Consider the following 24,354-nt stretch of genomic DNA (forward strand, 5'->3'; position numbering starts at 1 on the left):
GGGCCGACTTCCGGAGACGAACCCCGACGAGGTGCACCCCTTGGAACGAAACAACGAGCAACTTTCGGCCTTGATGGACGGCGAGCTGGATCGTCGGGAATCCCGATTCCTGCTGCGCCGATTGATCGCCGACGAGGGCCTGCAGCGTGACTGGGCCCGCTATCACCTGGCGCGCGACTGCATGAAGTCGGAATTCAGGGGGCCGGTCGACCTCGTCGCCCGGGTCCGCGGAGCGATCGCCGAGGAGCGCATGGACCCGGTCGCCCGGCTGTCGCCGCTGGCGCGGTTCGGCATCGGTGGCGCCATGGCCGCCGGGGTCGCGATGCTGGCGGTGGTGGGACTGAATCAGCGGCTGGCCAACGAGCAGATCCCGGGCGAGCCGGCGCCGGCCTTCGTCAGCCAGAGCTCTGCGCTGGATCGCCAGTTCAGCCGCCAGGCCATCCCGGTCGGCCTCAACAACCTGCCGGCCGGTCCCTCGCGACGGGCCGCCGATGACCCGCGTGACCGGATCAGCCGCTACATCATCCGTCACGGCCAGGCCTCCGGCGCATCGAACTTCGTTTCCTTCACGCCGATCCTGACCTCGGACCCGGCCGCCGCGGCCGTGCCGCTGGACACCGGGCCGACCGATAACGACGCGGGCGACGCCGGGGAATGATCGCGCCCCGCGCGCTCGGCCTGCTGGCGCTGACGGCCGCTCTGCTGCCGCTGCCGGCCGCCGCCGAGGACTCGGTCCGGGACTGGTTGACCCGGATGGAACACGCCGTGGCCTCGATCAGCTATCGCGGCACGATGGTCAGCGTCCGCGACGGCCAGCTCGACACCCTGGCGGTCTATCACCGGGTCGACGAACGCGGCATCCGCGAGCGCATCGTCGCGCTGAACGGCCCGCCGCGCGAGATCATCCGTAATCACGATGCCGTCCAGCGGCTGGTGTCCGGCAACGCACCGATGGTGGTCGACAATCCCTTCCCGTCCCGGGTGCTTCCGCGCATCGCCTTCGATGTGCTCGACCGCTCCGATGCGCTGTATCGCGTTCAGATGGCCGGCGGCGAACGGGTCGCCGGACGGGCCGCGCGGGTCATCGAAATCCTGCCGCGCGACGGATTCCGCTACGGCCGCCGGATCTGGCTCGACGAGCGCACCGCCATGCTGTTGCGCACCGTCCTGCTCGATACCGATGGGCGGGTGCTCCAGGACCTGGCCTTCGTCGATCTCGAGCTCGGCGCGACCATCCGCGACGAGGAGCTCCGCCCGGCGCTGGTCAATCCTGCCCGGGTGACCCGCTATCGCGATGCCGGCCGCGCCGATGATCGGACCCTGGCTGCCGGCCAGACGCCGTCCTGGATGCCGGAGACCCTGCCGGAGGGGTTCGAGCTGGTCTCCGTCGGCAGGCCGCTGGGCGGTCAGGACGATGGGTTCGAGCACCTGCTGTTCTCCGACGGACTGTCGAGTTTCTCGGTCTACATCGAACCGGTGCGCGGGCGCCAGGTCACCGAGCAGCTCGACGCGGTCGGTTCGATGAATGTCTACACCGGCCGGCTCGATGACCGCCTGATCACCGTGGTCGGCGAAGTTCCGGCCCGCACGGTCCGGATGATCGGCCAGCACGTCCGCCGCGCCCAGCAGCCGGCCCTGCGCCATTTCCGCTGAGCGGCCGGCGGAGCGCGCGTCGGATGACTTCGGAACCGCTCTGGCAGGCGGCGCGGATCGTCGAAGACGACGACGGGCGACGCTGGTTGGAGTTCGCATCGCCGGCCGATTGCGCCCGCTGCCGGGCGGGCCGGGGCTGCGGGGCGGCCCAGTGGGCCCGCCTGTTCGGCGACCCGCGCGCCCAGCGGCTGCCGCTGCCCGCGGCGTGCACGCTGCCGCCGGGCAGCACGGTTCGCGCCGGAATGTCGGCCCGCGCCGTTCTCCGGGCCGCCGCGCTGGCCTATCTGGCGCCGCTGCTGGCCTTCGTGATGTCGCTGGTCGCGCTCGATGCGCTGGCCGTCGGTGAGGCACAGGCGCTGGCGCTGGCTTCGGCCGCGGCGCTGATCACGCTGCTCGCGGCCCGTCGCGGCGTCCGCAGCCAGCTGGCGCCGTGCGTCGAAGCAGCGCCGTTGGACTGCAGCGCGCTTGAATCCGAGGCCGGGTGAAAGCATGTAGACCCCGAGCCGCGCCGAACCGGCCCGGAACGTTCGCTGCGCTGCGCGGTCCAGTAGTCGCAGGCCCGGGCATCATCCCGGGTCATCGAGTTCGAAGCTTCACGCGCCTGTATTCCGACAACCGAGGATCGATCCACATGAATCACCGGTCTGAACGACGTTCTGCCCCGGCGGCTGCCATCGCGGCCGGCCGCATTCCCTCACTGTTCGCCGCCGTGCTGGCGGCCGTGGTCCTGGCCGGACCTGTCCGCGCCACGCCGGAGGACTTCGCCGACGTGGTCGAGGCCACGATTCCGGCGGTGGTCAACATCGAGACCACCCGGTTCGGTGAGCGCCCGGATGCCGACGCCACCCAGAGCACGCCTCCGGAGGACGTGCCCGAACTGTTCCGACGGTTCTTCGATCCCTACGGCGACGGCCGGCCGCGCGGCCGGCCCGACCGCATGGGCGGCGGCTCCGGCTTCATCTTCCGGGCCGACGGGCTGATCGTCACCAATCACCACGTCATCGAGGATGCCGATGAGATCATCGTCCGGCTGGCCGACCGCCGCGAGTTCGTCGCCGAACTGGTCGGGTCCGACGCCGAGACCGACGTCGCGGTGCTTCGGATCGATGCCGAGAACCTGCCGACGCTGGACTTCGGCGATGCCGCGAGCCTTCGCCCGGGCGAGTGGGTGATCGCGATCGGCTCGCCGTTCCAGTTCGAGCAGAGCGTCACCGCCGGCATCGTCTCGGCGCTGGGTCGCAGCCAGGCCCGCCAGCAGTACGTGCCGTTCATCCAGTCCGACGTGGCGATCAACCGCGGCAATTCCGGCGGTCCGCTGATCGACCGCGACGGCGAGGTGGTCGGGATCAACTCCTGGATTCTCAGTTCATCGGGCGGCAATATCGGCCTGTCGTTCTCGATCCCGATCGAGACCGCCGAGAACACCATCGACCAGCTGCTCGAGTTCGGTCGCGTCGCCCGCGGCTATCTCGGCGTCGGCATCGAGAGCGTCGATCGCGAGGAAGCCGATGCGCTGGGCCTGGACCGCCCGGTCGGAGCGCTGGTCAACCGGGTCGAACCCGGCAGTGCGGCCGACCGAGCCGGCATCCGGGCCGGCGACGTGATTCTCGAAGTTGCCGGCCAGCCGATCGAGATCTTCTCCGACCTGCCGCCGATCGTCGGCTCGATCCGTCCGGGCGAGGAGATCCCGGTGCGGCTGTCGCGCTGGGGCGAGCAGCAGACCGTCGAGGTCGAACTCGACGAACGCGAGGAAGCCGAGCCGGCAGACGACGGCGCCGCGGCCGAGGACGACGCGCCGAGCAATGCGCTGGGCCTGACCGTCGAGCCCTTGACCGATGCTCAGCGTCGCCAGCTCGAAGGCGTCGAGAGCGGCGTCCTGATCACCGCGGTCGAGAGCGACGCGGCGTACCGCGAAGGGGTGCGTCGCGGCCAGATCCTGCAGATGATCAACAATCGTCGGGTCGAGGACATCGACGACTTCCGCGACATCGTCGATTCGCTGGAGCCCGGGCGCTCGGTGGCGCTGCTGCTGTGGGCCAACGGCGCGAGTCAGTTCGTCGCCTACACGCCCGAGGTCGAGCGCTGAGCCCGGCTGCCGTTGCCGGGCGCGTGCATGGAGCGCGGTATACTTCGCTGCCGGTCCGGCGGGCCCGTCCCGCCGGCCGGGGAGATGCCGGCTTGATCGAGCCGCCGCCACCGCGAATCGACGGTGGCGGCGTTCGTTTGTCCGGTCCTGACCCGCTGCCGTGCCCGCTGAGAACCCGACCGTGAACGCTGTATTCGTTGCCAAGCCCCTCTTCGTCGCCGTCCAACGGCATCGTCATCGCGTGCCGTGTCGCGCCGGGGGACGGCCATGAGCCATGCGCCTCGGATCCGCAATTTCTCGATCATCGCTCACGTCGACCACGGCAAGTCGACGCTGGCCGATCGCTTCATCCAGGTCTGCGGTGGGCTGACCGAGCGCGAGATGGCCGAACAGGTGCTCGACTCGATGGATATCGAGCGCGAGCGCGGCATCACGATCAAGGCCCAGAGCGTGACGCTGGACTACGCCGCCGGCGACGGCGAGACCTATCAGCTCAACTTCATCGACACGCCCGGTCACGTCGACTTCTCCTACGAGGTCTCGCGTTCGCTGGCCGCCTGCGAGGGCGCGCTGCTGGTGGTCGACGCCGCCCAGGGCGTGGAAGCCCAGTCGGTGGCCAATTGCTATACCGCCGTCGAGCAGGGGCTGGAAGTGATTCCGGTCATCAACAAGATCGACCTGCCGTCGGCCGACCCCGATCGCGTCAAGGCGCAGATCGAGGACATCATCGGCATCGACGCCAGCGATGCGCTGCTGGTCAGCGCCAAGACCGGTGCAGGCATTGCCGACGTGCTCGAGGCCATCGTCCGCCGGATCCCGGCGCCGGAATTCCGCGACGGCCCGCTGAAGGCGCTGATCATCGATTCCTGGTTCGACAACTACCTCGGCGTCAACTCGCTGATCCGGATCCAGCAGGGCCGGCTGCGCAAGGGCGAGAAGGTCAAGGTCATGTCGACCGGCGAGGAACACGACGCCGACCAGATCGGCATCTTCACCCCGAAGCGCACCATCAAGGGCGTGCTGGAATGCGGCCAGGTCGGCTTCATCGCCGCCGGCATCAAGGAAATTCACGGCGCGCCGGTGGGCGACACCCTGACCATGTCGAAGGACCCGGCCGAAAAGCCGCTGCCGGGCTTCCAGCCGGTCCAGCCGCGGGTGTTCGCCGGGGTATTCCCGGTCGACGCCAGCGACTACCCGGACCTGCGCGAGGCGCTGGACAAGCTGCAGCTCAACGACTCGGCGCTGCAGTTCGAGCCGGAGACCTCGATGGCGCTGGGCTTCGGCTTCCGCTGCGGCTTCCTCGGCATGCTGCACATGGAAATCGTGCAGGAGCGGCTGGAGCGCGAGTACGATCTCGATCTGATCATCACAGCGCCGACGGTGGTCTACGAGGTCGCGCTGACCGACGGCTCGGTCGTCGAGCTCGACAACCCGGCTGCACTGCCGCCGCTGAACAGGATCGACGAAATCCGCGAGCCGGTGATCCGGGCCAACATTCTCGTGCCGCAGGACTACCTCGGCGCGGTGATCGGCCTGTGCGAGGAAAAGCGCGGCGCCCAGCTCGACATGCGCTTTCTCGGCGGCCAGGTCCAGTTGAGCTACGAGCTGCCGCTGGCCGAGGTCGTGATCGATTTCTTCGACCGTCTGAAGTCGGTGTCGCGCGGCTTCGCGTCGTTCGAGTACGCGTTCGAACGTCACCAGGCCGGTCCGTTCGTGCGACTGGACCTGCTGATCAACGGCGAGCGGGTCGACGCGCTGTCGAGCATCGTGCATCGCGACCTGGCCCAGCGCCGCGGCCGCGACCTGGCCGAGCGGATGCGCGATCTGATTCCGCGCCAGATGTTCGACATCGCCATCCAGGCCTCGGTCGGTTCCAACATCATCGCCCGCTCGACGGTCAAGGCCTTCCGCAAGAACGTCACCGCGAAGTGCTACGGCGGCGACGTGTCGCGCAAGCGGAAACTGCTCGAAAAACAGAAAGCCGGCAAGCGCCGGATGAAGAATGTCGGCCGGGTCGAGATTCCGCAGGAAGCCTTCCTTGCGGTGCTGCGTAGCGACAGCGACAACTGACTGCGTCGGCCGGACCGACCAACCGGACAACAATCACAAGGCTCTCCAGGACGATCGATTCATGGATTTTGCTCTCATCATCACGCTGCTGACGCTGGCGTCCGGCGTCGTCTGGCTGCTCGACAAGCTCTGGCTCCGCCGCCGCCGACAGGCCCGGGTCGAGGCCGGCCAGGCCGACAGCGATGCGCCGTCGCGCCCGGTCGAGTACGCCACTTCGTTCTTTCCACTGCTGCTTCTGGTCCTGGTGTTCCGCTCGTTTCTGTTCGAACCGTTCAAGATCCCGTCCGGCTCGATGCTGCCGACGCTGCTGATCGGCGACTTCATCGTCGTGTCGAAGTATTCCTACGGGCTGCGCCTGCCGGTGCTGAACACGAAGATCCTCGAGACCGGTGAACCCGAGCGTGGCGACGTGTTCGTGTTCCGCTATCCCGACGACCCGGGCATCAACTACATCAAGCGGGTGATCGGTTTGCCGGGCGACACCGTCACGTATCGCGACAAGATGCTGTTCGTCAACGGCGAGGCGGTCGAGCAGACCATCGTCGGGCCCTGGATCGGCGAAGGCGTGAACCGGAATCGGCCCGGTACCCGCCCACAGCAGCGGGTCGAGCAGCTCGGCGAAGTCGACCACGAGATCCTGATCCACCCCGGTCGCCGGGCCGGACGGGCGCAGAGCTGGACCGTGCCCGAAGGCCATTACTTCGCGATGGGCGACAACCGCGATGCCTCGCTGGACAGCCGCGCATGGGGCTTCGTGCCCGAGCAGAACCTGGTCGGCAAGGCCATCCGCATCTGGATGCACTGGGATTGCGGGCGCGGCTTCTGTGTCGACTTTTCGAGGATCGGTGATAGGATTGAGTGACCTCTGCTCCGGCGGTTCGGGGACGGAGTCGGATCAATGGGAACGTTGTCGATCGGCCTGGAGTGATTGGGAGAACGCATGAAGACCAAGCGACAAATGGGGATGACCCTGATCGGGTTCCTGCTGCTGTTGTCGGCGGTGATTTTCGTGGCCTATATCGGCATGAAGCTGGTGCCGATCTACATGAACCACTACAACATCGTCAGCGCGATGAAGGACCTGGCCGCCGAGCCGGGTTCGGCGCAGTACAGCGAGCGCCGGGTTCGCGACCTGCTGTCGCGCAAGCTCAGCGTCAACTACGTCCGTTCGCTCCGACCCGACCAGATCGAGCTGATCCGTTCGCCGCAGCCGTCGCTGAAGCTGGAATACGAAGTGCGCGAGGACCTGATCGGAAACATCGACGTGGTCGTTTCGTTCAACCGTGTCGAAGTCCTCAACTGATCCGGTGCGCCCGGCTTCGCTGCCGGGTCTGCCGTACACCTTCGATGATCCCGGCCTGCTCGAGCAGGCCCTGACCCACCGCAGCTGCGGCAACCCGCACAACGAGCGGCTGGAGTTCCTCGGCGATGCGCTGCTGAACTTCACGATCGCCGCGCTGCTGTATCGCCGTCGGCCCGAGGCCGCCGAAGGCGACCTGTCCCGGATGCGCGCTCGCCTGGTCCGCGATCGGACGCTGGCCGAGATCGCGCGCGAGCTCGATCTGGGCGATCATGTCCGGCTCGGTCCCGGCGAACTCAAGAGCGGTGGGTATCTTCGCGAGTCGATCCTGGCCGATGCGCTGGAGGCGATCTTCGGTGCCGCACTGCTCGACGGCGGCGTGGTTGCCGCGCGCGAGCTGGTCGAGGCCGTGGTCGGTCCGCGAATCGACACGCTGCCGGCAGCGGAGCTGCTCAAGGACCCCAAGACCCGGTTGCAGGAGCTGCTTCAAGGCAAGGGCCTGGCCCTGCCGGAGTACATCGTGGTCGACGAGCAGGGCGCCGACCACCTGCGGCAGTTCACCGTGGAATGCGGCGTCGATCTGCTCGACGCCCCGGTGCAGGCCACTGCCGGTTCGCGCCGCAAGGCCGAGCAGGCCGCGGCCCGCGCTGCGCTGGAGCGCCTGGAGGCGACGTCATGAACGAACGCGAAACCGAATCCTCTCCGCCGCGCGCCGGGACCGTCGCGCTGGTCGGCCGACCGAACGCCGGCAAGTCGACGCTGGTCAACCAGATGGTCGGTGAGCACGTCTCGATCGTGACCCACAAGCCCCAGACCACCCGCCACCGGGTGACCGGGATCGTCAATGATCCGCGCGGCCAGGTCGTGCTGGTCGATACGCCCGGCCTGCATCGCCGGCGCGACCACGCGCTGAACCGCCACCTGAACCGCGTCGCCGCCGAGACGCTGCCCGGCGTCGACCTGGTCGTGGTGCTGGTCGACGCGGCCAACCCGACCGACGAGGACCGGATGGCGCTTGCCGCCGCCGACCAGTCGGGCCAGCCCTACCTGCTGGTGTTCAACAAGATCGACAAGGTCAAGCACCGCGCCGAGCTGCTGCCGCTGGCCCGGGCGTGGACCGCCGCCGTCAAGCCCGAGGCGGTGCTCTACATCTCGGCGCTGCGCGACGATGGCGTCGAGGGCCTGCTCGACGCGATCCTCGCCCGCCTGCCGGAGCAGCCGCCGCTGTATCCGCCCGAGCTGTTCACTCGCGAGCCGATGCGTTTCCTGGCCGCCGAACTGGTTCGCGAGCAGCTGCTCGAGAACCTGCACCAGGAGATCCCCTACGGCACCACGGTGGTCGTCGAATCGTTCGAGGAAGACGATGGCCGGCTGGCCATCGCGGCGCGCATCCTGGTCGCCGAGAAGCGCCACAAGGGCATCGTCATCGGCAAGGGCGGTCAGACGCTGAAACGGATCGGCTCGCGCGCCCGCCAGGCCATGCAGACCCTGTTCGACCAGCCGGTACGGCTCGATCTCAACGTGGCCGTCATGGAAGGCTGGATGGACCGGGAAGCGCTGTTCGATCGGCTCGGGTATGGCCGCTGAGCGGTCGCAGGGCGCGTCGGGGAGGCGATGAGCCGCGTTGATCGGGAACCGGTCTTCGTGCTGCACCGGCGGCCGTTTCGGGAAACCAGCCTGATCGTCGAGTTGCTGACCGCGCGTCACGGTCGGATCGTCGGTGTTGCGCGCGGTGCGCGTGGACCGCGCTCGTCGCTGCGCGCCTTCGGCGAGCCGTTCCGCCCGTTGGAGGCCGGCTGGACGCGGCGTGGTGAAATGGCCACGCTGACCGGTGCCGAGCCGATCGGTCAGGCCGTCGTCCTGTCGGGGCGGGCGCTGTGGTGCGGCCTGTATGCCAACGAACTGCTACTGCGCCTGCTGCCGCGCGATGTCGAGGAGCCGGAACTCTTTCTGGCCTACGCCGACCTGCTGCCCGGCCTGCGCGAGGCCGAACGCCAGGGTCCGGCGCTCCGGCGCTTCGAGTGGTCGCTGCTGTCGGTGCTGGGGGTGGCGCCGGAGATCGACGTGGTCGGCCAGGCCCGGATCGCGGTCGATCCCGACGCCGGCTATCGGATCGATCCCGACCGCGGTCCGGAGCCGGCGCGCGGCCGGACCGCGATTCCCGGTCACGCGCTCCGCGCGCTGGCGGCCGGACGGACGCTCACGGCGGCCGACGCCTCGGCGTTGCGCCGCCCCATGCGAGAATTGATCGAGCGTCAGCTGGACGGCCGTCCGCTGCAAACGCCGAAACTGTATCGAGAGTAGGCCAGGAGGGCCCATGACGCGAACCCTGCTCGGAGTCAACATCGACCATGTCGCTACGCTGCGCCAGGCGCGCGGCACCGCGTACCCCTGCGTGCTCGACGCCGCGCGCGCGGCCGAATCGGCCGGCGCCGACCTGATCACCGTGCACCTGCGCGAGGACCGGCGCCACATCCAGGACCGCGACGTCGAGGCGCTGATGGACGTGGTCACGACACGGCTGAACCTCGAGATGGCGGTGACCGAGCCGATGATCGGGTTCGCCCTGGCGCTCCGACCGCCGGACGTCTGCCTGGTGCCCGAGCGGCGCGAGGAGCTGACCACCGAGGGCGGACTGGACGTGGCCGGTCAGGCCGATCGGGTCGGCGAGGCCTGTCGTCGACTCGGCGAGGCCGGCATCCGGGTCTCGCTGTTCATCGACCCCGAGCCGGTCCAGGTCGCCGCGGCCGCCGCCGCTGGCGCGCCGGTCGTCGAACTGCACACCGGTGGCTGGGCCGAGGCGGGCGGGGACGCCGCGGTGGCCGAGCTCGGCCGGATCGAGCGCGCTGCCGAGGCAGCCGAGCAGGCCGGCCTGGTGGTCAACGCCGGGCACGGACTGCACTACCACAACACCGCCGAGCTGGTCCGGATGCGGCGCATCCGCGAGTTCAACATCGGCCATGCGATCGTCGCCCGGGCCGTGTTCGTCGGCCTCGATCGGGCGGTGGCGGAAATGCGCGAGGTGATCGACCGGGCGTCAGCCTGATTCGCGCGCGGCCAGCGCCGCGAGGGTGGCGTCGAGCGTGCGCCTGAACTGCAGGTACGCGGTCGAGAGCGGGTCGGGTCGGCACCGCTGCAGCGCCTTGTGCAACCCGGTCGCGCTGGCGGCCAGCCGGTCGGCGCCGACGTAGCCGGCCGCGCCGATCCACTGGTGCAGGCGTTCCCGGGCCGCGGGATCGGCCCGCAGCACCTCGTCTTCCAGCCCGGGCAGGCCGTCGCGCAGCTCCGCGGCGAACGCGCAGCGGAGATCGGCCAGCCGGGACGCCGAGCCCAGGGCGCGCAGCCCGCCGGCGTCGTCGAGCAGGGCCGGGGCGCTGCGGCCGGTCGTGCCGGCAGTTGCGAAGACCGATTCGCCGTCGACCATCCGATGCAGCGCAGCCAGCAGCGCGTCGGGTGCGACCGGCTTGCCGACATAGCCGCGGAAGCCGAGCGTGCGAGCGCGGGCCAGCGCTTCCTCGCGATGATCGGCGGTCAGTGCCACGGCCAGCGGCAACGGCTCGGAGTGCACTTCGCGGATCCGCAGCCAGGTCGAGAATCCGTCGAGATCGGGCATGTGCAGGTCGAGCACGACCAGGCCGAAGCGCTCGGCCGCGCACAGATCGATGGCGACCGCCCCGCTGTCGGCGAGCCTGAGCTGGCGCACATGCGGCTTGAGCACCGCGCGCAGGAAGGCCCGGTTGACCGGGTGGTCGTCGACGGCCAGCACCTTCAGGCCGGCCAGTCCAGCACATCGATCCTTCATGGTCGCTTCCCCGTGCGTTGTCGAACGTCGTGCCAACGCTCACAATGGTAGCCGATGAGCCACCGATTTCTCACGGTCGATCGACGCTTGCCCGGTCACGCACCGGGCCTGGCCGCGCTGGCCGCGCTGGTCGCGGCGTCCGTTGCCGGCCCGGTCGGGGCCCTTCAGTGGACGCTGCAGGCCGACGCCGCGGTCGCCGGCGGGCTCCGGGTCGAACGGCTCCGGGTCGAGCGCGCCGCCGACGGCCGCGTCGAGGCCGCCGTCGACGGACTGGTGGTCCCGGCGCTGGGTGCGCTCGGCCGCTTCCGGCTGGACTGCGCGCCGGCGGCGCTACCGTGCCGGGAAGGACGGCTGCAGCGCATCGACGAGGCCGCCGGCGTGCTCGCGACCGCGAACTGGACGCGGGGTACCGAGGACCTGCCCGACGGCGGCCTGGCCCTGGCACGCACGTCCGATGGTTGGGGCCTGCGCGTCGACGGACTGGAGCTGGCGGCGTGGTTGGCCGCGCCACAGGCCCCGGTGATGCTCCAGTCCGGTCGGATGACCGGGCGCGCGTCGATCGCCGGCGGCAGCGGGCAGTTCGATCTGCGCATCGACGAGCTGGGCTTCGACACCGCCGATGGCCGCTATGCCGGCGCCGGGCTGCGTCTGGACGTCGAGGCCGAGTGGGACGGTCGAGAGCTCGAGGCCGGGCTGGCCTGGCGGGCCGGCGAAGTGTTGCTGGGACCGGCCTATCTGCCGTCGCCGCCGGTGCCGGTGGCGCTGGCGCTGAGCGTCGTTCCACGCGCGGCCGGGGGGCGTCGGGTCCTGGGTCGGCTGACGGCCGACGGCCTGATCGCCGCCGGGCTGGACGCGGGCTGGGATGCGCCGGGCGCGCTGCTGCGACCCGATCGCGCTTCGCTCGAACTCGAGATTCCTTCGCTGGGCGCGCTCTGGTCGCTGGGTCCGGAATCGATCGCAGCCGGTGCCGGCTGGGAGTCGCTGCAGGTGCAGGGCCGCCTCGACGGCCGGCTGGAATGGCGCGCCGGGCAGGTCGGGATGCTGGACGTCGAACTGGCAGGCGTGGGCATCGATGATCCGTCCGGGCGCCTGTCGATCCGTGACCTCGATGGTCGGCTCCAGCGCCGCGATGCGCTCGACCGGGCGGCACTGTCGTTCGAGACGCTCACGCTCTACGCGCTGCCGTTCGGCCCGGCCTCGCTGCGGCTGTCCGGCACGCCAGAGGCGCTGGCGCTCGACGAGCCGGCCCGGATTCCGCTGCTCGACGGCGCGCTGCGACTCGACCGCTTGCGGATCGAGCGCGGTGGCGAAGGCCCGCCCGGCCTGGCCCTGGATGCTGCGCTGGAGCCGCTGTCGCTGGCCGAACTGACCGGCCGGCTGGGCTGGCCGCGGTTCGGTGGCCAGCTGTCGGGGCGCTTTCCGTCGGTGCGGCTGGACCGCGAGACGCTGGAGGTGGCCGGCGGGCTGGACCTGGAGCTGTTCGACGGCAGCGCGAGGATCGAGAACCTGGCGATCGAGCGGCCGTTCGGACCGCTGCCTGCGCTGGCCGGCACGCTGACCCTGGACCGGCTCGACCTGGCACCGCTGACCGCCGCGTTCGATTTCGGTGCGATGCAGGGATCGCTGTCCGGCTACGTGCGCGAGCTGCGCCTGCTCGACTGGCAGCCGGTGGCCTTCGACGCCTGGCTGTACACGCCACGCGACAGCCGCCGCTCGCGCCGCATCTCGCAGCGCGCGGTCGATCAGATCGCCAGCCTCGGTGGCGGCGGTGCGGCGGCGCTGTCGGCGCCGCTGCTGTCGTTGTTCGATGACTTCGGCTACGCCCGGGTCGGCATCGGCTGCCGGCTGGCCGGCAATGTCTGCCGGATGCGCGGCCTCGAAGAGCTCGACGGGGGCGGCTACCGGATCGTAGAAGGACGCGGCCTGCCGCGCCTCGATGTGGTCGGCTTCCGGCGCCAGGTCGACTGGCCGGTGCTGCTGGCCCAGCTGGAGGCGGCGACCCGCGGCGACGGGCCCCGGGTCGATGACTGATGTTCGACGGCGGGTGTACAACGGCAAAGGCGTGCCGAGCGCAGGGGCGATGTGACCCGCTTCGCCGGTCTCCGGTGGCGGCCGGGAAGAGCAGGTTTGCTACACTTCGCGCCGTTCAGTACCCATTCAACGGCCGGGCCGCAGATTGCACCTGCCTGCCTGTCCGAACCCTGACCCCGGAGGTCCTTCCGATGAACCTGAATCACTTGAAATGGTCGGTCGCAGCACTGGTCTGCAGCGTGGCCGCGGCCTGCGTCACGATCAACGTGTACTTCCCCGAGGCGGCCGCCGAACAGGCCGCCGATCGTTTCATCCGCGACGTGATCGGCCCGGAGACCGAGCCGCAGGCCGCCGTTGTGCCGCCGGCCATTCCGGCGCCACGGGCGTCGCTGGTCGCAGCCCTGGTCGGGTTCGTCATTCCCTCGGCCCATGCGCAGTCGGCCGACATCGACATCGAGAGCCCGCAGATCAACGCGATCAAGTCACGCATGGCCGAACGCCATCGGCAGCACCTGGCCGGCTGGTTCGACGCCGGTGCGATCGGGTTCAGCAACGACGGCCTGGTCGAGATCCGCGATCGCTCGGCCGTCGGGCTGGCCGAGCGGCGGACGCTGGAGCAGGTGGTCGCCGCCGAGAACGCCGATCGCAACGCGGTCTACCGCGAGATCGCCGTGGCCAACGGCCACCCCGAGTGGGAAGACCAGATCCGCGAGACCTTCGCGCGCCGCTGGATCGCCAACGCCCGGCCCGGCTGGTACTACCAGGACGCCGGCGGCCGCTGGCAGCAGGCCTAGACGCTTGGGTCGTCAGCGGCGCCGGCGCCTGCCGGCCGAACCGGTCGCCGTCGAAATCCACGACCTGGCCCACGATGGTCGGGGCGTGGGGCGGATCGAGGACAAGGTCGTGTTCGTCCACGGCGCGCTGCCGGGCGAGCGCGTACTGGCCCGCCTGACCGGCCGCAACCGCAAGTTCGACGAAGCCATCGCGCTGGCCGTCGAACAGGCCTCCGACGAGCGGGTCGAGCCGCGCTGCGAGTGGTTCGGCAACTGCGGCGGCTGCGCCCTGCAGCACCTCGACGCCGGCGCCCAGGTTCGCTGGAAGCAGGGCCGGCTGGTCGAGAATCTCAAGCGGATCGGCGGCGTGGCGCCGGAGCGGTGGCTGGAGCCGGTCGTCGCCGAGCCGTGGAACTACCGGCGCCGGGCTCGGCTCAGCGCGCGCTGGGTCCCGGGCAAGGGCCGGGTGCTGGTCGGTTTTCGCGAAGTCGGCGGCCGCTACGTGGCCGAGATCGAGGGCTGCGAGGTGCTCCACCCGGTGTTCGCCGACCGCCTGATGAGCCTGTCGGCGCTGATCGGCGGGCTGAGCATCCCCGACCGGGTCGCCCAGGTCGAGTGTGCGGCCGGCGACGACTCGGCCGCGATCGTTCTGCGCCACCTCGAGCCGCTGACCGACGCCGACCTCGAAGCCCTGGTCGGCTGGAGCGAAGCCAACGGTATCGCGGTCTGGCTGCAGCCCAAGGGGCCGGACACCGTCCATCGGCTGCATCCGGCCGAGCATCGGCTCAGCTACCGGCTCGATGCCTTCGATCTCGAGCTGGTCTTCCATCCGCAGCACTTCGTCCAGGTCAACGCCGCGATCAACCGGCAGTTGACCGAGCGGGCGGTCGACCTGCTCGACTGCGGCCCGGACGACCGCGTGCTCGACCTGTTCTGCGGCCTGGGCAATTTCTCGCTGCCGCTGGCCACCCGCGCCGGCGCCGTGCTCGGCGTCGAGCTCGACGCGGCGATGGTCCAGGCGGCCGAACGGAATGCCGCTGCGAACGGCTTGACCAACGCCCGGTTCAAGGCCGCCGACCTGCAGCAGCCGGTCGAGCAGCTGGAGTGGCTGAAGGGCGATTTCGATCGCGTGCTGATCGATCCGCCGCGCTCCGGTGCGCTGGAGGTGTTGCCGGTGATCGCCGCCAGCGGCGCGCGCCGGGTCGTCTATGTCAGCTGCGATCCGGCCACGCTGGCCCGTGACGCCGGCGAACTGGTCCGGACCCACGGCTACCGGCTCGCCAGCGCCGGGGTGGCCGACATGTTTCCGCACACCGCGCACGTCGAATCGATCGCGGTGTTCGAGCGGGAGGCGGCATGAGCGAACTGCGTTCCGGACCGCTGATCGTCGGCATCGACGGTCTCGAACTCGACGCCGAAACGCGCGAACGGCTGGCCCACCCGGCGGTCGGTGGGGTGATCCTGTTCGCCCGCAACTACGATTCGCCGGAGCAGCTGATCGGCCTGACTGCCGCGATCCGTGCCCTGCGCGACCCGCGGCTGCTGATCTGCGTCGACCAGGAGGGCGGCCGCGTCCAGCGCTTCCGCGCCGGATTCACGCCGCTGCCGCCGCTGGCCGTGATCGGGCGCTGGTACGGCAGCCACGCCGATCGCGCGCGCGACCTGGCCTATCGTCATGGTCGGATCATGGCCGCCGAAGTGCTCGGCCACGGCGTCGACCTGAGCCTGGCCCCGGTGCTCGACCTGGGCGGCAACAGCGAGGTCATCGGCGATCGTGCGCTGGCCGCCGAGCCCGAGGCCGTGGCCGACCTGGCCCGGTACTACGTCGCCGGCATGCGCGACGCCGGCATGGCGGCCTGCGGCAAGCATTTCCCGGGCCACGGCAGCGTTCGGCCGGACAGCCACCTGACCGAAGTCGTCGACGAGCGCTCGCTGGAAACCCTGCAGGCCCGGGACCTGGCGCCGTTCCGGGCGCTGGCCGGGGACCTGGCGCTGGTCATGCCGGCCCACGTCTGCTACCCGGCCGTCGAGGCCTGCCCGGCGGGCTTTTCGAAGCGCTGGCTGGCCGACATCCTGCGCGGCGAGCTGGGCTTTGCCGGCCAGGTCGTGTCGGACGACCTGGACATGGCCGGCGCGGCATCGGCCGGAAGCGCGGCCGACCGCCTGCACGCGGCGCTGGCCGCCGGTTGCGACCTGGCCCTGGTCTGCGAGCCGGCCTCGGTGCCGACCGCGCTCGACGCCCTCGGCGATGCCCCGCCCGGCGCCGATCTCGCGCCGCTGTACGGTCGCGCCCGGCTGACCCTGGAAGAACAGGAACGGGTGCCGGAGTTCCGCGCCTGGAAAACCACCCTGAAGACCCTTTCGGAGGAGACCCGTGGCTGAATGGATGGACCGCCTGGCCGGCATGATCGGCGTGAACCCGTGGACCGTGCACGCCTTCCTGATCCTGCTCGGCGCCCAGCTGGTCGATTTCGTCTACCGCAGGTTCATGAACCGGATCGCCCGGCTGGCCGAGCGGAGCGTCAACCTGTGGGACGACGCGCTGGTCTATGCCGGCAAGCGACCGATCTCGGTGCTGATCTGGGGGCAGGGCCTGTTGATGGCCGCCCGCGTGGTCGCCCCGCACACCGAGGTCATCCTGTTCTCGCCGGACCTGCTGGCGATGACCCAGCAATTGCTGCTGGTGTTCAACGCCACCTGGTTGCTGTTCCGCCTGGTGACCGGCTTCGAAGAGGCCTACGTCCACCTGCAGCAGGAGCGCGACCGCGGTATCGATCTGACCACGGTCAGCGTGCTGGCCCGGATCGTCCGGATCGCCGTGGTCCTGACCGGCGTGCTGACCATTCTCAGCATCCTGAACATTCCGATTTCCGGATTGCTGGCCGCCGGCGGCGTGGGCGGCATCGCGATCGGCCTGGCCGCGCGCGACCTGCTGGCCAACTTCTTCGGCGGCTTGACGGTGTTCATGGACCGGCCGTTCGGCGTCGGTGACTGGGTCCGTTCGCCCGATCGCGACATCGAGGGCGTGGTCCACAAGATCGGCTGGCGGGTGACGACCATCATCAAGTTCGACCGCCGGCCGATGTACGTGCCGAACGCGACCTTCACCACCATCACCGTGGAGAACCCGTCGCGCATGACCCACCGCCGGATCAACGAGCACATCGGCGTGCGCTACGACGATTTCGCCGCGGTCCGGGCGATCGTCGACGAGATCCGCGCCATGCTGCAGCAGCGCGAAGACATTGCAACCGACCAGACGCTGATGGTGCATTTCGATCGCTTCGGCGCATCGTCGCTGGACATCATGGTCTACTGTTTCACGCGGACCACGGTCTGGGCCGAATACCACGCGGTGCGCGAGGACGTTCTGCTGACGATCGGCGAGATCATCGAACGACACGGCGCCGAGATCGCGTTCCCGACCCGGACGTTGAAGATCGACGCCGTGCCGCCCGAACCGGCCGGCCTGGAAGACGGGCAATGAGCGAGACCACGATGACCGAGACGACGATGCCCGAGGGCGCCGAACGGCTGTTCGACGCCGCCCAGGTGGCGGCCGCCTACGACCGGTTGGCCGTGCGGCTCGACGCGGCACTGCCGGAGGGGCCGGTCCTGCTGCTGACCGTCATGACCGGTGGCCTGTTCCCGGCCGTCGAGGTGGCCCGACGCCTGAAGCGGCCGATCACGATCGACTACGTTCACGCGACCCGCTACCGTGGCGCCACCCGCGGCGGTGAAATCGACTGGATCCGCTGGCCCGCGCTGCCCGATTCGAGCCGGCAGGTGCTTCTGGTCGACGACATCTTCGACGAGGGCCATACCCTGGCCGCGGTTCGCGACCGGATCGCTTCGCACCACGACGTGACCACGGCGGTGCTGGCCCTGAAGCGACACGACCGCGGCCTGCCGCGCGACTGGATCGATCACTACGGCCTGGAGGTGCCCGACCGCTACGTGTTCGGCTGCGGCATGGACCACGCCGAGCGCTGGCGCGAGCTGCCCGAGATCTGGGCGCTGCCGGACGCGCATTGATACGGGAGGACGGATCGACATGAGCATCGGCATCATCGGCGGAACAGGGGCGCTGGCGCTGTACGAGCCGCTGGAGACGGCGGCCCTCACCACACCGTTCGGTCCGCCGTCGGCCCGCCCGGTGCGGGTCGCGATCGGCGATCGTTCGGCCTGGTTCCTGGCCCGGCACGGCAACCCGCACCGCATTCCACCGCACCGCGTCAACTATCGCGCCAACCTGCATGTCCTGCGCACGCTGGGCTGCCGCACGGTGATCGCGGTCAGCGCCGTCGGCGCCGTCGACCCGGCCCTGCCGGCCGGCGCGCTGGTCGCCATCGACCAGGTCATCGACTACACCTGGGGTCGCCTTCATACCTACAGCGACGGCCCGTCGGCGCCGCTGCGGCATGTCGAATTCGCGCAACCCTTCGAGGGCGAGGCGCGGCGCGCGCTGATCGAGGCGGCCAGCGAGCTCGGCGAGTCGCTGGTGCCGGAAGGCTGCTACGGAGCCACCCAGGGACCGCGGCTGGAAAGCGCCGCGGAGGTCCGAAGGCTGGCTCGCGACGGTTGCACGGTGGTCGGCATGACCGCCATGCCCGAGGCCGGCCTGGCGCGCGAACTGGGCATGGACTACGCCAACCTGTGCGTGGTCGCCAACCCGGCCGCCGGGGTTTCCGATACCCCGATCAGCGAGGACGAGATTCACCGCGAGCTGGCCGCCGCCATGGACCGGGTGCGGCGGGTGTTGAGCGCGGCCGTCGCCCGGCTGCCCGAGTGATGCCGGGTGTCGTCGGCATCGGAGTGTGACGAGGTTCGCGCATCGAAGTGTTGGGCAAAGCGCTGCGGTCCGGTACCATGAGAACTCGATCCTCCCCGACCGCGTGCAACGGTGACCGATCTACTCCGCTTCCAGGCGCATCACGTCAGCGACAAGGACATCCGCGTCCTGCGTTCGCTGGTGGGCCTGGCCGGCAACCAGACCGACCTGCGGGTCACGATCTCGGAGGACGATGAGGGCGACATCCTGCTGATCGATGTCGACGATGCCGAGGGCAGGGCGGCGTGGGAAGCGTTCAACCGAGGCCCCGTGCCGGCCGTCGCCCTGTCGAAGCAGCGCGATTTCCCGGCCCGCTTCCTGTTGACCAAGCCGATCCGCTCGCAGCCGCTGATCCAGCTGCTCGGCGAGCTGACCTCGCCGTCCCATTCGCCGGAAGTCGAGGCCCGGACCGCGCCGGCCTGGGCGGTCATGGCCTTCGGCGACGACGAGTTGCCGCTGGCCGAGCACCTGCGCCGTCACACCTGGGATGCGCCGGTGGTGCTGGCCAGCGACGGCGGGGCCGAGTTGATCATCGACGCCGGTTCCGGCGCCTGGTACTCCGGGGCCTCGGATCGCGAGCTGGCGCGGCTGCTGCAGCGCAGTTTCGCCGCCTCGACGGTGCGCGAACTGTCGAGCAGCGAGCTGATCGATCACACCAACGGCCTGGAGCAGAACAACCTCACCCACTTGAAGTGGCGCGCCGGGCTCGCCCTGTCCGACGGAGCGCTGCATCCCGACCTGGCCGGCGATGTCCGGCTGATGCTGCCCCAGGTGCCGCTCCAGGCATTGTCCGACACGGCCTATTCGCGCCAGGCGCGCCTGCTGATCCGAGCGCCGATGACCGTCGATGAACTGGCCGAGGCCAGTCGGGCCGAGAAGGACGACGTGGCCGCGTTCCTCAACGCCTGCCACGCCTGCGGGTTCCTGCTCATCGACGCCGGTCGTCCGGCTTCGGCCAGCGGCTGAGCCATGACGGTTCGCAAGCGGATGTCGCGATGAATTCGCCGGTCGGGATCGACGCCGCGGCGTTTGCCGGTCCCCACGCCTGTCTCGACCTGGCCGATCTGGCCGCGGCCCGCGGCGTCGACCCCGACAAGTTCGTGCTCGGCCTCGGCCAGCGCCGGATGGCGATCGCCTCGCCGTGCGAGGACACCGTCACCCTCGCGGTCGACGCCGGTCGCCGGGCGCTGGCGGCGTTCGACATCGATCCGGCCGAGATCGGCACGCTGATCGTCGGCACCGAGACCGGCGTCGACCACAGCAAGCCGGTGGCCGTCTACGTCCACGAACTGCTCGGCCTCGACGCGCGCTGCCGCACTTTCGAAACCAAGCATGCCTGCTACGGCGCGATGGCCGGGCTGACCGCGTCGATGGACTGGATCGCCGCCGGCCGGGCGCGCGGACGCAAGGCGCTGGTCATCGCCTCCGACATCGCCCGCTATGGCCTGGGCACGCCGGGCGAACCGACCCAGGGCGCCGGTGCCGTGGCGCTGGTGGTCGCCGACCGGCCGCGCCTGCTGACCGTCGACCCGGCCACGATCGGCGACTACACCCGCCAGGTCATGGACTTCTGGCGACCGCTGTATTCCAAGGTCGCCTTTGCCGATGGGCACTACTCGATCCAGTGCTACCTCGACGCGCTGGTCGGCGCGCGAGCCGACGCGGTGGGCGAGGGCGCGGCGCTGCTCGACGAGCTGGCCGCCTGCCTGTATCACGTGCCGTTCGTGAAGATGGCCAAGAAGGCGCACCAGCGCCACCTCGAGATCGAGCGCGGCGCGCCGCTGGATCGCGACAGCGATGCCGACCGGCAAGCGCTGGCCGCCAGCCTGTCGAGCCGGGTCGAGCCGTGGCTGACGCTCAACGCCGAGATCGGCAACATCTACACCGGCTCGCTGTTCCTGTCGCTGATCGACCTGCTGCGCCAGGCCGCCGAGCGCTTTTCCGGGCGGACGGTCAGCCTGTTTTCCTACGGCAGCGGCTGCGGCGCGACCTTCTGCCTCGGCGAGATCACCGGGACCGCGGCGCAGTGGGCCTCGGCACTGGACCCGTCCGAAGACCTGGCCCGTCGGTACCGCCTGAATATCGAGGACTACGAGCGGCTGGTCCGCGACGGCGAGCAGGCCGACACCGCCGAATCACTGGACCCGACCAGCTACGGCCTGTCCGACGGCCTGTTCTACGTCGGCACCGTCGACCACCAGCGGCGATACGTGGAGAGCAGGGCTGAGCGGTGAGCGGTGAGCGGTGAGCGGTAAGCGGTGAGCGGTGAGCGGTGAGCGGTGAGCGGTGAGCGGTGAGCGGTGAGCGGTGAGCGGTGAGCGGTGAGCGGTGAGCGGTGAGCGGTGAGCGGTAAGCGGTAAGCGGTAAGCGGTAAGCGGTGAGCGGTGAGCGGTGAGCGGTGAGCGGTGAGCGGTGAGCGATGAACCCGAACCCCGAACCCTGAACCCTGAAACCTGAAACCTGAAACCTGAAAACTGAAAACTGAAAACTGAAAACTGAAAACTGAAACCTGGTCCCTGCCCATCCCCTCCGTCCCTGCCTCCAGGCGGCGGCTGCACGCGATGCGCTTGGCCGGGTCCCGGCAGCCACCCACTCGTTCCTTTCCCCTCGCCCCCTCGTCCCGGCGTTTCAGCAAAAATCCCGCGAGTCCGCGGCCAGTCCGTCCAGCCAGCCGTCCAGGGTCTCGAAACGATGCGCCACCACGTGCTGGGTGCCGTTGGCGTTCTGAAGCGTTCCGACGACCTTCAGCAGCGTTGCCTGCAGCACTTCGGCCCGGAACCGCTCCAGCAGCTTCGGCCAGACGATCACGTTGATGATCCCGGTCTCGTCTTCCAGCGACAGGAACACCACGCCCGAGGCGGTGCCCGGCCGCTGGCGGTGGGTGACGACGCCGGCGGCCTGGACCGCACTGCCGTCGGGCAGGGCGGCCAGCGCCCGGGCCGGCTTGACCCGCGCGCCCAGCCGGCGGCGCAGTTGTCCGATCGGGTGATGGTCCAGCGACAGGCCGGTGGCGGCGTAGTCGTCGAGCAGGTCTTCGCGCACGCCCGGCAGGCCGAGCTGCGGTTGCTGCTCGGCCAGCTGCGCATGGGCCAGCAGATCACCCTGGCGGCGTGCGCCGAGGGCCTGCCAGCGCGCCCGCCGCCGATGTCCGGCCAGCCCCTTCAGCGCGCCGGCCTCGGCCAGCGCGCGGATTGCCTTCGCGTCCAGCCCGGCGCGTTCGGCCAGTTCGCCGGTGTCGCGGAACGGCGCATGGGCGCGCGCCGCGACCAGCCGCTCGGCGGCCTCGCCGGCCAGGCCGCGGACCAGGCGCAGGCCCAGCCGGATGGCCGGGTTGCTGGTGCTGCAATTGTCGTTCCACTCATGGCCGCCGCGCGGGTCCGGGCACAGCGAGCAGTCCACGTCGCTGGCCCGCACGTCGACCGGCAGCACGCGCACGCCGTGCCGGCGCACGTCGGCGATCAGCTGGGCCGGCGCGTAGAAGCCCATCGGCTGGCTGTTGAGCAGGCCGCAGCAGAACGCCGCCGGGTGATGGCGCTTCAGCCACGACGAGAAGTAGGTCAGCAACGCGAAACTGGCCGCGTGCGACTCGGGAAAACCGTAGTCGCCGAAGCCGCAGATCTGGCCGTAGATCCGTTCGGCGAACGCCAGCGAATAGCCGCGCGCCAGCATGCCGTCGATCAGCTTGTCGCGGAACGGTTCCAGTCCGCCGCGACGCTTCCAGGCCGCCATCGCCCGCCGCAGCTGGTCGGCCTCGCCGGGGGTGAAGCCGGCCGCGACGATCGCGATCTGCATGACCTGCTCCTGGAAGATCGGCACGCCCAGGGTGCGCTTCAGCACGCTCTCCAGCGCCGGGCCGGGATAGCTCACCCGGCTCGGATCGTCGCGCCGCTCGAGGTAGGGATGGACCATGTCGCCCTGGATCGGGCCGGGCCGGACGATCGCGACCTCGATGACCAGGTCGTAGAAGCAGCGGGGCTTCAGCCGCGGGAGCATCGCCATCTGGGCCCGCGATTCGACCTGGAACACCCCGACCGCATCGCCGGCGGCCAGCATGGTGTAGGTGGCCGGGTCCTCGCGCGGGATCGCGGCCAGGCTCAGGGGTCCGTCCTCGGCGCCCGATCGTCGCCGCCAGCCGTTGACGAGGTCCAGCCCCTTGCGCAGCGCGGTCAGCATGCCGAGCGCCAGGCAGTCGACCTTCAGCAGGCCCAGCGTTTCCAGGTCGTCCTTGTCCCACTGGATGATGGTCCGGTCGGCCATCGCGGCGTTCTCCACCGGCACCAGCTCGTGCAGCGGTGCATCGCTGATCACCATGCCGCCGACGTGCTGCGACAGGTGGCGCGGCATGCCGATGAGCTCGGAGGTCAATGTCAGCAGCTGGCCGACCGCGGCCGAGTCCGGGTCGAAGCCGGCCGCGCGCAGTCGTTCGGGCCAGCAGTCGGGCTGGTCCCACCAGGCCAGCGAGGCGGTCAGCCGGCTCATCCGGGTCGGGTCCAGGCCCAGCGCGCGACCGACGTCCTTCAGCGCGCTCTTCGGCCGGTAGTGGATGACGGTGGCGGCCAGCGCGGCGCGCTCGCGGCCGTACTTCGCATAGATGTACTGCAGCACCTCCTCGCGCCGCTCGTGTTCGAAGTCGACGTCGATGTCGGGCGGCTCGTTGCGTTCCTTCGAGATGAAGCGCTCGAACAGCAGCTGCTGGGTCGAGGGGTCGACCTCGGTGATGCCCAGGCAATAGCAGACGGCCGAGTTGGCCGCTGAACCGCGGCCCTGGCACAGGATGCCGCGGCCGCGGGCGAATTCGACGACATCATGGACGGTCAGGAAGAAGGCCTCGAAGCCCATCTCCTCGATCAGCCTCAGTTCGTGTGCGATCTGGGCGCGGACCGCCTCCGGCGGCCCGTCCGGCCAGCGTCGCCGCAGCCCGTCCAGGGTCAGCCGGCGCAGGTGCTGGGTCGGCGTCAGCGGTTCCGGGACCAATTCCTTCGGATAGCGGTAGTTCAGGCCGTCGAGCCGGAACGCGCAGCGCTCGGCCAGCCGGACCGTCTCCTCCAGCCAGGCGGCGGGGTAGAGGCGGGCCAGCGTCTCGCGCGGCCGCAGGTGCGCCTCGCCGTTGGCGGCCAGGGCGCGGCCGCATTCGGCCAGCGGCCGGTTGCAGTCCAGCGCGGTCAGCACGTCGAGCAGCGCGCGCCGGCTCCGGCGGTGCATCCGGACGTCGCCGCAGGCCAGCCGGGGCAGGTCATGGCGGCGGCCGAACGCGTCCAGCCGCTCGAACGCGGCCCGCTCGCCGGGCACCAGCCGGCGCGTCGCGCCCAGCCACAGCCGGTCGCCGAACGCCGCGCGCAGCGGTTCGAGCAGCATCGCGGCGCGTTCCAGGTCGTCGGCGGGTGCTTTCCAGATTGCAGTAACCTGGTCAAGACCTTCGTTCAGGTCATTGATCTGAAATCGGTAACTTCCTTTCTTCGCTCGCCTGCGTGCTTGTGTGATCAGCCGACAGATGCGTGCGTAACCGGCCTGGCTCTCGGCCAGCAGCACCAGCGGGGTGCCGCATTCAGCGACCAGTTCGGTCCCGACGATCAGCGGCAGGCCGACGGCCTGCGCCGCCTCGTGGGCCCGGACCACGCCGGCCATCGAGCAGGTGTCGGTCAACGCCAGCGCCCGGTAGCCCAGCGCGTGGGCGCGCTCGACCAGTTCGGCGGGCGACGACGCGGCCCGGCGGAAGCTGAAGTGGCTCAGCGCGTGCAGTTCGGCGTAGTCGGCGGCGTGATGAGCGGGAGCGGGCATGCACACAGGATACTGTATGCAAGTACAGTT

At 70.1% G+C, this 24,354-nt stretch carries 22 protein-coding genes; 20 read left to right on the forward strand and 2 right to left on the reverse strand.

The window, feature by feature from the left end:
- The first annotated feature begins 40 nt into the window (after positions 1 to 40).
- The 11 genes from HFP89_RS04385 (at position 41) to pdxJ (ending at position 10,155) form a co-directional block, all read left to right on the forward strand.
- Positions 41 to 658, forward strand: a complete 618-nt coding sequence (locus tag HFP89_RS04385; protein ID WP_168716426.1) for a sigma-E factor negative regulatory protein — start codon at positions 41 to 43, stop codon at positions 656 to 658.
- Entirely contained in the window at positions 655 to 1,653 is a 999-nt protein-coding gene (locus tag HFP89_RS04390; protein WP_168716427.1) for a MucB/RseB C-terminal domain-containing protein, read from the forward strand. The genes HFP89_RS04385 and HFP89_RS04390 overlap by 4 nt, the downstream gene beginning before the upstream one ends.
- Before the next feature lie 23 nt (positions 1,654 to 1,676).
- The gene (locus HFP89_RS04395; protein ID WP_168716428.1) at positions 1,677 to 2,138 is read left to right on the forward strand and encodes a SoxR reducing system RseC family protein; all 462 of its coding nucleotides are present in this window, start codon (positions 1,677 to 1,679) and stop codon (positions 2,136 to 2,138) included.
- Between the two features lie 146 nt (positions 2,139 to 2,284).
- Positions 2,285 to 3,739: a DegQ family serine endoprotease gene (locus HFP89_RS04400; RefSeq protein ID WP_168716429.1), complete on the forward strand. Its 1,455-nt coding sequence runs from the start codon at positions 2,285 to 2,287 to the stop codon at positions 3,737 to 3,739.
- Positions 3,740 to 4,006: 267 nt separating this feature from the next.
- On the forward strand, positions 4,007 to 5,809 hold the full coding sequence (lepA, locus tag HFP89_RS04405; protein ID WP_168716430.1) for a translation elongation factor 4: 1,803 nt from the start codon (positions 4,007 to 4,009) through the stop codon (positions 5,807 to 5,809).
- A gap of 61 nt (positions 5,810 to 5,870) precedes the next feature.
- Positions 5,871 to 6,671 (forward strand): signal peptidase I, encoded by an 801-nt coding sequence (gene lepB, locus HFP89_RS04410; RefSeq protein WP_168716431.1) that lies wholly within the window; start codon positions 5,871 to 5,873, stop codon positions 6,669 to 6,671.
- A 78-nt stretch (positions 6,672 to 6,749) separates the two neighbouring features.
- On the forward strand, positions 6,750 to 7,112 hold the full coding sequence (locus tag HFP89_RS04415; RefSeq protein WP_168716432.1) for a DUF4845 domain-containing protein: 363 nt from the start codon (positions 6,750 to 6,752) through the stop codon (positions 7,110 to 7,112).
- 4 nt (positions 7,113 to 7,116) lie between these two features.
- Positions 7,117 to 7,788 (forward strand): ribonuclease III, encoded by a 672-nt coding sequence (gene rnc, locus HFP89_RS04420; RefSeq protein ID WP_168716433.1) that lies wholly within the window; start codon positions 7,117 to 7,119, stop codon positions 7,786 to 7,788.
- Complete coding sequence (gene era, locus HFP89_RS04425; RefSeq protein WP_168716434.1) at positions 7,785 to 8,696, forward strand: GTPase Era; 912 nt, start codon at positions 7,785 to 7,787, stop codon at positions 8,694 to 8,696. The genes rnc and era overlap by 4 nt, the downstream gene beginning before the upstream one ends.
- Positions 8,697 to 8,723: 27 nt before the next feature.
- A complete protein-coding gene (gene recO, locus HFP89_RS04430) occupies positions 8,724 to 9,413 on the forward strand; it encodes a DNA repair protein RecO (protein ID WP_168716435.1) in 690 nt (229 codons plus the stop codon).
- A 13-nt stretch (positions 9,414 to 9,426) separates the two neighbouring features.
- Positions 9,427 to 10,155 (forward strand): pyridoxine 5'-phosphate synthase, encoded by a 729-nt coding sequence (gene pdxJ, locus HFP89_RS04435; RefSeq protein WP_168716436.1) that lies wholly within the window; start codon positions 9,427 to 9,429, stop codon positions 10,153 to 10,155.
- Here the strand turns inward: pdxJ and HFP89_RS04440 are convergent.
- On the reverse strand, positions 10,147 to 10,911 hold the full coding sequence (locus HFP89_RS04440; RefSeq protein WP_168716437.1) for a response regulator: 765 nt from the start codon (positions 10,909 to 10,911) through the stop codon (positions 10,147 to 10,149). The genes pdxJ and HFP89_RS04440 overlap by 9 nt on opposite strands.
- Positions 10,912 to 10,965: 54 nt before the next feature.
- On the opposite strand from HFP89_RS04440, the gene HFP89_RS04445 reads away from it, so the two are divergent.
- The 9 genes from HFP89_RS04445 to HFP89_RS04485 all read left to right on the forward strand — a co-directional run bounded on the left by HFP89_RS04445 (position 10,966) and on the right by HFP89_RS04485 (position 20,780).
- Positions 10,966 to 12,942 carry a hypothetical protein gene (locus HFP89_RS04445; RefSeq protein ID WP_168716438.1) on the forward strand — a complete coding sequence of 659 codons (1,977 nt, stop codon included), beginning with the start codon at positions 10,966 to 10,968 and terminating at the stop codon, positions 12,940 to 12,942.
- Positions 12,943 to 13,133: 191 nt separating this feature from the next.
- On the forward strand, positions 13,134 to 13,736 hold the full coding sequence (locus HFP89_RS04450) for a YdbL family protein (RefSeq protein ID WP_168716439.1): 603 nt from the start codon (positions 13,134 to 13,136) through the stop codon (positions 13,734 to 13,736).
- A gap of 4 nt (positions 13,737 to 13,740) precedes the next feature.
- Positions 13,741 to 15,075 (forward strand): 23S rRNA (uracil(1939)-C(5))-methyltransferase RlmD, encoded by a 1,335-nt coding sequence (gene rlmD / locus HFP89_RS04455; RefSeq protein WP_168716440.1) that lies wholly within the window; start codon positions 13,741 to 13,743, stop codon positions 15,073 to 15,075.
- The gene (nagZ, locus tag HFP89_RS04460) at positions 15,072 to 16,097 is read left to right on the forward strand and encodes a beta-N-acetylhexosaminidase (RefSeq protein WP_168716441.1); all 1,026 of its coding nucleotides are present in this window, start codon (positions 15,072 to 15,074) and stop codon (positions 16,095 to 16,097) included. The genes rlmD and nagZ overlap by 4 nt, the downstream gene beginning before the upstream one ends.
- Positions 16,090 to 17,202: a mechanosensitive ion channel family protein gene (locus HFP89_RS04465; RefSeq protein WP_168716442.1), complete on the forward strand. Its 1,113-nt coding sequence runs from the start codon at positions 16,090 to 16,092 to the stop codon at positions 17,200 to 17,202. Before nagZ ends, HFP89_RS04465 begins: the two co-directional genes overlap by 8 nt.
- Entirely contained in the window at positions 17,199 to 17,750 is a 552-nt protein-coding gene (locus HFP89_RS04470) for a phosphoribosyltransferase family protein (protein WP_168716443.1), read from the forward strand. Before HFP89_RS04465 ends, HFP89_RS04470 begins: the two co-directional genes overlap by 4 nt.
- Before the next feature lie 19 nt (positions 17,751 to 17,769).
- Positions 17,770 to 18,507 carry an S-methyl-5'-thioinosine phosphorylase gene (locus HFP89_RS04475; protein ID WP_168716444.1) on the forward strand — a complete coding sequence of 246 codons (738 nt, stop codon included), beginning with the start codon at positions 17,770 to 17,772 and terminating at the stop codon, positions 18,505 to 18,507.
- Positions 18,508 to 18,618: 111 nt separating this feature from the next.
- Complete coding sequence (locus tag HFP89_RS04480; RefSeq protein ID WP_168716445.1) at positions 18,619 to 19,512, forward strand: hypothetical protein; 894 nt, start codon at positions 18,619 to 18,621, stop codon at positions 19,510 to 19,512.
- 29 nt (positions 19,513 to 19,541) lie between these two features.
- A complete protein-coding gene (locus tag HFP89_RS04485) occupies positions 19,542 to 20,780 on the forward strand; it encodes a hydroxymethylglutaryl-CoA synthase (protein ID WP_168716446.1) in 1,239 nt (412 codons plus the stop codon).
- A gap of 394 nt (positions 20,781 to 21,174) precedes the next feature.
- Here the strand turns inward: HFP89_RS04485 and HFP89_RS04490 are convergent, their stop codons facing one another.
- Positions 21,175 to 24,324, reverse strand: coding sequence for an error-prone DNA polymerase (locus tag HFP89_RS04490; RefSeq protein ID WP_168716447.1), 3,150 nt, complete (start codon positions 24,322 to 24,324; stop codon positions 21,175 to 21,177).
- Between the last annotated feature and the right edge of the window lie 30 nt (positions 24,325 to 24,354).

Origin of the sequence: Wenzhouxiangella sp. XN79A, from assembly GCF_012272825.1 — a bacterium.
In the GTDB taxonomy this organism is placed as follows: domain Bacteria; phylum Pseudomonadota; class Gammaproteobacteria; order Xanthomonadales; family Wenzhouxiangellaceae.

What these genes read in the sequence shown, in the direction of transcription:
- era (WP_168716434.1), top strand. Translation starts at nt 7,785, where the DNA reads ATGAACGAACGCGAAACCGAATCCTCTCCGCCGCGCGCCGGGACCGTC.
- HFP89_RS04470 (WP_168716443.1), top strand. Translation starts at nt 17,199, where the DNA reads ATGAGCGAGACCACGATGACCGAGACGACGATGCCCGAGGGCGCCGAA.
- HFP89_RS04415 (WP_168716432.1), top strand. Translation starts at nt 6,750, where the DNA reads ATGAAGACCAAGCGACAAATGGGGATGACCCTGATCGGGTTCCTGCTG.
- HFP89_RS04395 (WP_168716428.1), top strand. Translation starts at nt 1,677, where the DNA reads ATGACTTCGGAACCGCTCTGGCAGGCGGCGCGGATCGTCGAAGACGAC.
- HFP89_RS04440 (WP_168716437.1), bottom strand. Translation starts at nt 10,911, where the DNA reads ATGAAGGATCGATGTGCTGGACTGGCCGGCCTGAAGGTGCTGGCCGTC.
- lepA (WP_168716430.1), top strand. Translation starts at nt 4,007, where the DNA reads ATGAGCCATGCGCCTCGGATCCGCAATTTCTCGATCATCGCTCACGTC.
- recO (WP_168716435.1), top strand. Translation starts at nt 8,724, where the DNA reads ATGAGCCGCGTTGATCGGGAACCGGTCTTCGTGCTGCACCGGCGGCCG.
- HFP89_RS04445 (WP_168716438.1), top strand. Translation starts at nt 10,966, where the DNA reads ATGAGCCACCGATTTCTCACGGTCGATCGACGCTTGCCCGGTCACGCA.
- lepB (WP_168716431.1), top strand. Translation starts at nt 5,871, where the DNA reads ATGGATTTTGCTCTCATCATCACGCTGCTGACGCTGGCGTCCGGCGTC.
- HFP89_RS04450 (WP_168716439.1), top strand. Translation starts at nt 13,134, where the DNA reads ATGAACCTGAATCACTTGAAATGGTCGGTCGCAGCACTGGTCTGCAGC.
- HFP89_RS04490 (WP_168716447.1), bottom strand. Translation starts at nt 24,324, where the DNA reads ATGCCCGCTCCCGCTCATCACGCCGCCGACTACGCCGAACTGCACGCG.
- pdxJ (WP_168716436.1), top strand. Translation starts at nt 9,427, where the DNA reads ATGACGCGAACCCTGCTCGGAGTCAACATCGACCATGTCGCTACGCTG.
- nagZ (WP_168716441.1), top strand. Translation starts at nt 15,072, where the DNA reads ATGAGCGAACTGCGTTCCGGACCGCTGATCGTCGGCATCGACGGTCTC.
- HFP89_RS04485 (WP_168716446.1), top strand. Translation starts at nt 19,542, where the DNA reads ATGAATTCGCCGGTCGGGATCGACGCCGCGGCGTTTGCCGGTCCCCAC.
- HFP89_RS04390 (WP_168716427.1), top strand. Translation starts at nt 655, where the DNA reads ATGATCGCGCCCCGCGCGCTCGGCCTGCTGGCGCTGACGGCCGCTCTG.
- HFP89_RS04475 (WP_168716444.1), top strand. Translation starts at nt 17,770, where the DNA reads ATGAGCATCGGCATCATCGGCGGAACAGGGGCGCTGGCGCTGTACGAG.
- HFP89_RS04400 (WP_168716429.1), top strand. Translation starts at nt 2,285, where the DNA reads ATGAATCACCGGTCTGAACGACGTTCTGCCCCGGCGGCTGCCATCGCG.